Here is a 6,722-nt window from a genome sequence, read left to right on the forward strand (position 1 = left end):
CGAAGGGCGCGGTCAGCCTTCCGCCGCCTCGACGCGCGCCAGCACCGTTCCCTCGGTGACCTGCGCACCGACGCTTGCCTTGAGGTCGCACACGACGCCGTCGAAGGGGGCGAGCATCGCCTGCTCCATCTTCATCGCCTCGAGCACGAGCAATTTCTGTCCCTTGGTCACGCTCTGGCCCTCGGCCACCTCGACCGAGATGACCTTGCCCGGCATCGGCGCAACCAGCGCGCCGTCGGACAGCCCCGCGCCGCCGCCCGCCAGATCCGCGCGGGGCGGACCGAACGGCCAGGCTTCGCCGTCGACGAACAGGACCTGCTCCCGCCCGACCCGCCGGTCGCGTCCGGCGGCGTTGCCGACGTCGACGGTGGCGAGATGCACCTGGCCACCGATCTCGACGGCAACGCGCCGGTCTGCGGGCGCATTGGCGCGGAAGCCCGTCAGGCCGCTCCACGGTCCGCTGGCTTCGGGGAGCAACGCGCGCGCAGCATCGGCCACCACCGCTGCGGCCGGTTCGGCGGCCGGGACCAGCGACGCGGCATGGCGCTCGATGAAGCCTGTGTCGATCCGGCCGGCGACGAACTCGGGATGCGCGGCCGCACGGGCGAGGAAGGCCGCGTTGGTGCGGACGGGCCACACCTCGACCTTGGCCGCCGCGCGGGCCAGCTTCTCCGCCGCCGCCGCGCGGCTGGGCGCGGAAACGATCAGCTTGGCGATCATCGGGTCATAATGGGGCGACACCTCGCCGCCCTCCTCGACGCCGCTGTCGACGCGAATGCCGCGTGGCAGGCGCAGGCGGGTCAGCGGGCCGATCGACGGCAGGAAGCCGTTCGATGGATTCTCGGCATAGAGGCGGGCCTCCATCGCCCAGCCGCTGATCGCCAGCTGGTCCTGCCGCTTGGGCAGGGGCTCGCCCGAAGCGACGCGCAGCTGCCACTCGACGAGATCCTGGCCGGTAATCGCCTCGGTCACAGGATGCTCGACCTGCAGGCGGGTGTTCATCTCCATGAACCAGATGCGGTCGGCGCGCAGGCCTTCGGAGGCATCGGCGATGAACTCGATCGTCCCGGCGCCGACATAGTCGACCGCCTTGGCGGCTTTGACGGCGGCGTCGCACACTGCCGCGCGTGTGGCCTCGTCCATGCCGGGGGCGGGCGCCTCCTCGATCACCTTCTGGTGGCGCCGCTGCAGCGAACAGTCGCGCTCGAACAGGTGGACGACATGGCCGTACCGGTCGCCGAAGACCTGCACCTCGATATGGCGCGGGCCGAGGATGTACTTTTCGATCAGGACGCGATCGTCGCCAAAGGACGCGGCGGCCTCGCGCTGGCAGGACTGGAGCGCATCGGCAAATTGTTCGGCGGCGTCGACCTTGCGCATCCCCTTGCCGCCGCCGCCCGCGACCGCCTTGATCAGCACCGGATAGCCGATCCGATCGGCCTCGGCCTTAAGCCGCGCCGGATCCTGGTCCTCGCCCAGATAGCCGGGCGTCACCGGTACCCCGGCCTCGATCATCAGCGCCTTGGCGGCATCCTTCAGCCCCATCGCGCGAATTGCATGCGGAGGTGCCCCGACCCAGATCAGCCCGGCCGCTTCGACCGCCTCGGCGAACTCGGCATTTTCCGACAGGAACCCATAGCCCGGATGGATCGCCTCCGCGCCGGTCGCGCGCGCCGCATCGAGGATCTTCGCCTGTACGAGATAGGATTCGCGCGCCGCCGCCGGCCCGACGCACACCGCCTCGTCCGCCTCGCGCACGAAGGGCATGCCGGCGTCGACGTCCGAATGAACCGTGATCGTGCGGATGCCCATTTTCCGAGCGGTCCGGATGATCCGACGGGCAATCTCGCTCCGGTTGGCGATGAGAAGCGAGCGGATCATGCGGTCACCTGATTGTCGGGGATGGGTATCGGGTGGTTTTCGTCTGCACCGCAGACGGCGGAGATACCCCTCCACCGTCCTGCGGACGGTCCCCCTCCCCGTGCCGGGGAGGACTTTTGTCGCTCGTGCTGGTAAATCCTCCCCGGAACGGGGAGGGGGACCATGCGGAGCATGGTGGAGGGGAAGCGCCGATTCTGACGGGGCCCAAACGCACGGTCGAGCGCGCCCGCAAGCTGCGTCGGGCGCTGAGCCTTCCCGAAGTCTTGTTGTGGGGAGCGCTGCGAAAGCGTCCTCCGGGCTGGAAGTTTCGGCGACAGCATCCCGCGGGCCCCTATGTGCTCGACTTCTTCTGTTCCGAGGCGCGCTTGGCGGTCGAAGTCGATGGCATTGCGCATGATATGGGGAATCGGCCCGAGCGAGACACGGTTCGAGAGGCTTGGCTCGCTGGCCGGGGCGTCGTGGTGTCTCGTATTCCGGCGGCGGACGTGCTTCGGGACGTGAACGAGGTGGTCCAGCGGATCGTCGGCACCTGTGAGGCGCGCACTCCCCTCCACCGCCCTGCGGACGGTCCCCCTCCCCGTTCCGGGGAGGAACTCTGAGCGCTGTTCCATCCCCGTCACATCCGGAAGATGCCGAACTGCGCGCGATCGGGGATCGGGGCGTTCAGCGTCGCGGCGAGGGCGAGGCCCAGGACGTCGCGGGTCTGCGTCGGGTCGATGATGCCGTCGTCCCACATCCGCGCGGTCGCGTAATAGGGATTGCCTTCATCCTCATATTTCTGACGGATCGGCGCCTTGAAGGCCTCGGCCTCCTCGGGCGTCCAGCGCTCGGCGTCGCGGTGGACGGTCGCCAGCACGGCGGCGGCCTGCTCGCCGCCCATCACGCTGATCCGGCTGTTCGGCCAGCTGAACAGGAAGCGCGGCTGATAGGCGCGCCCGCACATGCCGTAATTGCCCGCGCCGAAGCTGCCGCCGATCAGGACGGTGATCTTGGGGACGCTCGCCGTGGCGACGGCGGTCACCAGCTTGGCGCCGTTCTTGGCGATGCCCTCGCCCTCATATTTGCCGCCGACCATGAAGCCCGAGATGTTCTGCAGGAACAGCAACGGCACCTTCCTCTGGCAGGCTAGCTCGATGAAATGCGCGCCCTTGAGTGCGCTCTCGGAAAAGAGCACGCCGTTGTTCGCGAGGATCGCGACCGGTTGTCCCCAGATATGGGCGAAGCCGCAGACCAGCGTCGTGCCGTAGAGCGGCTTGAACTCGTGGAATTCCGACCCGTCGACCAGCCGGGCGATCACCTCGTGCACGTCATAGGGCGCGCGGACGTCCTGCGGCACGATGCCGAGCAGTTCGGCCGGATCGTAGAGCGGGGGGCTGACCTCGGTCCTGTTCACCGGCGTGCTGGTCTGCGGGGGCAGCGTCGCGACGATGTCGCGTACGATCAGCAGCGCGTGTTCGTCATTCTCGGCCAGATGGTCGGCCACGCCCGACTTACGCGTGTGCAGGTCGCCGCCGCCCAGATCCTCGGCGCTGATGACCTCGCCGGTCGCGGCCTTCACCAGCGGCGGGCCGGCGAGGAAAATCGTGCCCTGGTTGCGGACAATGACCGTCTCGTCCGACATCGCCGGCACATAGGCGCCGCCGGCGGTGCAACTGCCCATCACGCAAGCGATCTGCGGGATGCCCTCCGACGACATCTGCGCTTGGTTGAAGAAGATGCGCCCGAAATGGTCGCGGTCAGGGAAGACCTCGGCCTGGTGCGGCAGGTTGGCGCCGCCGCTGTCGACCAGATAGAGGCAGGGAAGGCGGTTCTCGCGGGCGATCTCCTGCGCGCGGAGATGCTTCTTCACCGTCATCGGGAAATAGGCGCCGCCCTTCACGGTGGGATCGTTTGCCACGATCATGCACTGGCGCCCCTGCACCAAACCGATGCCGGCGATCATGCCGGCGCCTGCCGGTCCGCCATCCTTGTCGTACATGCCATTGGCGGCGAGCTGTCCGATTTCCAGGAAGGGCGATCCCGCGTCGAGCAGCCGGTGGACGCGGTCACGCGGCAGCAGCTTGCCCCGCGCGACATGGCGTTCGCGATGCGCCTCGGAGCCGCCCAGCGTCGCCATGGCGACGCGTTCCCGCAATTGCTCGACCAGCGCGCCATTATGCGCAGCATTGGCAGCAAAGCCTTCGGACGTGGGGTCGACGTTGGATGTCAGGCGGGTCATAGCCCCTCCCTTTCAAGGGAGGGGGAGGGGGTGGGTGGCGAGCGCAGCGAGCCTGCTACCTTCGGCAGGTTGAATGCCATGAAGGGGCGTTGAGCCCCTGCATGGCATACCCCACCCTTGCGTCCCTCCCCCGAAGGGGAGGGAAAAAAATGGCCTTTGCCCGTCATGCGCCGATCACCTCGCGGCCGATCAGCATGCGGCGGATCTCGTTGGTGCCCGCGCCGATGTCGAGCAGCTTGGCGTCGCGCATGTAGCGCTCGACCGGCCAGTCCTTGGTGTAGCCCGCGCCCCCCAGTGCCTGCACGGCCTCGTTGGCCACGCGCACCGCATTCTCGCTGGCGAGCAGGATAGCGCCGGCCGCATCGAAGCGCGTCGTCCGTCCGGCGTCGCAGTTGCGTGCGACCGCATAGACATAGGCGCGCGCCGAGTTGAGCGCGACATACATGTCGGCGACCTTGGCCTGCATCAGCTGGAAGGCGCCGATCGGCTGGCCGAACTGCTTGCGCTCGCGCAGATAGGGCAGGACCGTGTCGAGGCAGGCCTGCATGATGCCGAGCTGGATGCCCGCGAGCACGGTGCGCTCATAATCGAGGCCCGACATCAGCACGCCGACGCCGCCACCGACCGGACCCATCACATTCTCTTCGGGCACTTCGCAGTCCTGGAAGACGAGTTCGGCCGTGGGCGAGCCGCGCATGCCGACCTTGTCGATCTTCTGCCCGATCGAGAAACCGGCAAAATCCTTCTCGATCAGGAAGGTCGTGATCCCGCGCGATCCGTCGCCGGTCTTGGCGTAGACGACCAGCGTGTCGGCATAGGTTGCGTTGGTGATCCAGAATTTGGTGCCGTTGAGGACATAGCGGTCGCCCTTCTTATCGGCGCGCAGCTTCATCGAGACGACGTCCGACCCCGCGCCCGCCTCGGACATGGCCAGGCTGCCGACATGCTCGCCCGAGATCAGCTTGGGCAGATAGCGCTGCTTCTGCTCGGCGGTGCCCCAGCGGCGGATCTGGTTGACGCACAGATTGGAGTGCGCGCCATAGCTCAGGCCGATCGAAGCCGAGGCGCGGGCGACCTCCTCCTGCGCCACGACATGCTCGAGATAGCCGAGGCCGAGCCCGCCATCCTCTTGTTCCACGGTGATGCCGTGCAGGCCCAGCGCGCCCATTTCGGGCCACAGATCCTTGGGAAACCAGTCTTCCGCGTCGATGCGGGCGGCGAGGGGCGCGATGCGGTCTGCCGCGAAGCGGGCGGTGGTATCGCGGATGGCGTCGGCCATCTCGCCGAGCGCGAAGTCGAATTCTGCCATGGCTGCCTCTCCGAAGCGATTTCGCACCCTTGTAAATGAGCCTCGATCATTAGAAAAATTGAAAGATCACGGGGAACGGCATAGACCATATCTATGATAGATCGCTACCTGCTGCGCTATTTCCTGGCCGTTATCGACCAGGGCAATTTCTCCAAGGCGGCGGCGTCGTGCAACGTGTCGCAGCCTACGCTGTCCGCCGGGATCGCCAAGCTCGAAACGCTGCTGGGCCGCCCGTTGTTCATCCGCAGCAACCGGCGCGTCGAACTGACACCGGCGGCCGTCCATCTGGCCGGCCATGCGCGGCGGATCGAAGCCGAATTCAGCGCAGCCGAGCGCGCGGTGCTGGAAGAGACCGCCCCGGCGACGCTCCGGCTGGGCATATTGGCCTCGATCCCCGGCGCCTGGATCGAGGATTATGCCGCCGGGCTGCGCGAGGCGGGCGGGGGCGAGCGCGTCGAGTTCGTCGAGGGGCGCGAGCGTGAACTCTCCGAGCGGCTGGCGCGAGGCAGTCTCGACGTGGCGTTGACGATCGTGCGCGACGACGTCCGTTTTCCCGCCGAGCGTTTGCTGCGGGAAGGCTATTCGCTCGCGATGTCGGTGAGCCACCGATTCGCCGATCGCGACCTGATCGACGGCGCCGAACTGGCGGGCGAGCCCATGATCGTGCGGCGCCATTGCGAATTGCTGCCCGACACGAGCCGCCATTTCACCGCGCGCGGCGTCCGTCCCTTCTTTCCCGCGCGCGTCACCAGCGACGACCGGGCGTTGCGGCTGGTCCGCGCGGGGCTGGGCGTAACGGTGATGCCCGACAGCTTCCGCGCGCCGGGCGTGGTGCGCCCGCGCCTCGCCGACTTTCCCTATGTGCGCGATCTCGGCCTGCTGTTCGGCGGCCATGTCGATGCCGCGATGCGGGACCGGCCTTCGGTCCGTATGCTCGCGGCGCAGGTCGAAAGCCGGTCAGAAGAGCCCTTTCTGCGGCGACCTGTCTAGAAACCGTAGCGGAAGCTTCGCCCTGGTCCCCGAAGCTGCGATGTTGCCGCCGCGCGACTCGCGGACCCATGCAGGGCCGCAGCGCGACGAGGAGAGCAAATATGACCTATGTCGACGGTTTCGTACTGGCGGTGCCGAACGAGCACATCGAAGCGTACAAGGCGATGGCCGAGCGGGCCTGCGCCATCTGGATGGAGCATGGCGCGCTGTCCTATGTCGAGGCGCTGGGCGACGACACGCCGGTCGGCGAACTGACCAGTTTTCCCCGCTCGGTCCACCTCAAGGAGAACGAGACGGTCGTCTTTTCCTGGATCACCTATGCAT

At 67.6% G+C, this 6,722-nt stretch carries 6 protein-coding genes; 3 read left to right on the forward strand and 3 right to left on the reverse strand.

What is annotated here, in order from left to right:
* Window positions 1–12: 12 nt before the first annotated feature.
* The gene (locus tag KAY22_RS01870; protein ID WP_296619425.1) at window positions 13–1,881 is read right to left on the reverse strand and encodes a biotin carboxylase N-terminal domain-containing protein; all 1,869 of its coding nucleotides are present in this window, start codon (window positions 1,879–1,881) and stop codon (window positions 13–15) included.
* Window positions 1,882–2,006: 125 nt separating this feature from the next.
* Between KAY22_RS01870 and KAY22_RS01875 the strand changes: the two genes are divergently transcribed.
* Complete coding sequence (locus KAY22_RS01875) at window positions 2,007–2,480, forward strand: DUF559 domain-containing protein (RefSeq protein WP_366514057.1); 474 nt, start codon at window positions 2,007–2,009, stop codon at window positions 2,478–2,480.
* Between the two features lie 17 nt (window positions 2,481–2,497).
* Here KAY22_RS01875 and KAY22_RS01880 read toward each other — a convergent pair whose 3' ends face one another.
* Both KAY22_RS01880 and KAY22_RS01885 read right to left on the reverse strand, forming a co-directional pair.
* A complete protein-coding gene (locus tag KAY22_RS01880) occupies window positions 2,498–4,099 on the reverse strand; it encodes a carboxyl transferase domain-containing protein (protein ID WP_296619427.1) in 1,602 nt (533 codons plus the stop codon).
* A gap of 163 nt (window positions 4,100–4,262) precedes the next feature.
* Window positions 4,263–5,408 (reverse strand): acyl-CoA dehydrogenase family protein, encoded by a 1,146-nt coding sequence (locus KAY22_RS01885; RefSeq protein ID WP_296619429.1) that lies wholly within the window; start codon window positions 5,406–5,408, stop codon window positions 4,263–4,265.
* 93 nt (window positions 5,409–5,501) lie between these two features.
* On the opposite strand from KAY22_RS01885, the gene KAY22_RS01890 reads away from it, so the two are divergent.
* Window positions 5,502–6,398: a LysR family transcriptional regulator gene (locus KAY22_RS01890; protein WP_296619433.1), complete on the forward strand. Its 897-nt coding sequence runs from the start codon at window positions 5,502–5,504 to the stop codon at window positions 6,396–6,398.
* Between the two features lie 101 nt (window positions 6,399–6,499).
* On the forward strand, window positions 6,500–6,722 hold a 223-nt coding region (locus KAY22_RS01895), incomplete at its 3' end, for a DUF1428 domain-containing protein (protein ID WP_296619438.1).

The sequence above is a fragment of the Rhizorhabdus sp. genome, from assembly GCF_018006725.1.
Classification (GTDB): domain Bacteria; phylum Pseudomonadota; class Alphaproteobacteria; order Sphingomonadales; family Sphingomonadaceae; genus Rhizorhabdus.